The organism is Actinomadura rubrisoli, assembly GCF_004349215.1.
GTDB classification, from domain to species: domain Bacteria; phylum Actinomycetota; class Actinomycetes; order Streptosporangiales; family Streptosporangiaceae; genus Spirillospora; species Spirillospora rubrisoli.
The window spans coordinates 1-1,970 of the sequence record NZ_SMKU01000647.1 but is presented as its reverse complement, the minus strand read 5'-3'; the positions used below and the strand labels follow the sequence as shown (position 1 = coordinate 1,970).

The 1,970-nt window shown below is 57.6% G+C and carries 1 rRNA gene; it reads right to left on the bottom strand.

The features are described 5' to 3' along the window. Positions 1 to 1,915 (bottom strand): 23S ribosomal RNA (locus E1298_RS46480); the annotation flags it as partial. Between the last annotated feature and the right edge of the window lie 55 nt (positions 1,916 to 1,970).

Here is a 1,970-nt window from a genome sequence, read left to right as displayed (position 1 = left end):
AGGCCCCCCTTCTCCCAAAGTTACGGGGGCAATTTGCCGAGTTCCTTAACCACAGTTCACCCGATCGCCTTGGTATTCTCTACCTGACCACCTGAGTCGGTTTAGGGTACGGGCCGCCGATACACTCACTAGAGGCTTTTCTCGGCAGCATGGGATCACTCACTTCACCTAAAACGGCTCGGCATCACATCTCACCCTTAGATGGTGTGCGGATTTACCTGCACACCGGGCTACATGCTTACCCCAGGACAACCATCGCCTGGGCTGAGCTACCCTCCTGCGTCACCCCATCGCTCACCTACTACCCCCTCGGGTCCCACGCTCCCCACCACACAGGCCCGAAGGCCCACACGGTAGCTCGGGTGGTTAGCATCAGAGGATTCAGCGTTGGCGCATACCAGCGGGTACGGGAATATCAACCCGTTGTCCATCGACTACGCCTGTCGGCCTCGCCTTAGGTCCCGACTTACCCTGGGCGGATTAGCCTGCCCCAGGAACCCTTGGTCATCCGGCGCACACGTTTCTCACGCGTGATTCGCTACTCATGCCTGCATTCTCACTCCCACAGCCTCCACCACTCGATCACTCGGCGGCTTCACCGGCTGCAGGACGCTCCCCTACCCACCCAGGTCACATGACCTGAGTGCCACGGCTTCGGCGGTGTGCTTGAGCCCCGCTACATTGTCGGCGCGGAATCACTTGACCAGTGAGCTATTACGCACTCTTTCAAGGATGGCTGCTTCTAAGCCAACCTCCTGGTTGTCACGGCAACTCCACATCCTTTCCCACTTAGCACACGCTTAGGGGCCTTAGCCGATGATCTGGGCTGTTTCCCTCTCGACTACGAAGCTTATCCCCCGCAGTCTCACTGCCACGCTCTCACTTACCGGCATTCGGAGTTTGGCTGACGTCAGTAACCTTGTAGGGCCCCTCAGCCATCCAGTAGCTCTACCTCCGGCAAGAAACACGCAACGCTGCACCTAAATGCATTTCGGGGAGAACCAGCTATCACGGAGTTTGATTGGCCTTTCACCCCTAACCACAGGTCATCCCCCAGGTTTTCAACCCTGGTGGGTTCGGGCCTCCACACCGTCTTACCGGCGCTTCACCCTGCCCATGGCTAGATCACCCCGCTTCGGGTCTACAGCATGCGACTAAAAACGCCCTATTCAGACTCGCTTTCGCTACGGCTACCCGCCACCGGTTAACCTCGCCACACACCATAACTCGCAGGCTCATTCTTCAAAAGGCACGCCATCACGAACAACACCCCAAAGGGTGTTGAGGACGCTCTGACGGCTTGTAGGCACACGGTTTCAGGTACTATTTCACGACCCCTCACCGGGGCACTTTTCACCTTTCCCTCACGGTACTGGTCCGCTATCGGTCATCAGGAAGTATTCAGCCTTACCACGTGGTCGTGGCAGATTCACACGGGATTTCACGGGCCCCGTGCTACTCGGGAACACACCCAGAAGCCACTCGGATTTCGTCTACCGGACTCTCACCGTCTACGGTCGGCCTTCCCATACCGTTCAACTACCCGAGCAGTTTGTAACTTCTCGACCCGGCGGCAGCCAGATCAGGATGGTCCCACAACCCCGCACACGCAACACCTGCCGGCTATCACACGCGCACGGTTTAGGCTCCTCCGCTTTCGCTCACCACTACTCACGGAATCACTATTGTTTTCTCTTCCTGCGGGTACTGAGATGTTTCACTTCCCCGCGTTCCCACCAACCGCCCTATACATTCAGACGGCGGCGACACCCCATGACGGGTGCCAGGTTTCCCCATTCGGAAATCCCCGGATCAAAGTCTGGTTGCCGACTCCCCGAGGCATATCGCAGGCTCCCACGTCCTTCATCGGCTCCTGATGCCAAGGCATCCACCGTATGCCCTTAAAAACTTGAACACACAAAACGATCAAAACAAATCGCAGATGAAACCCAACACCCCGAACCCCACCC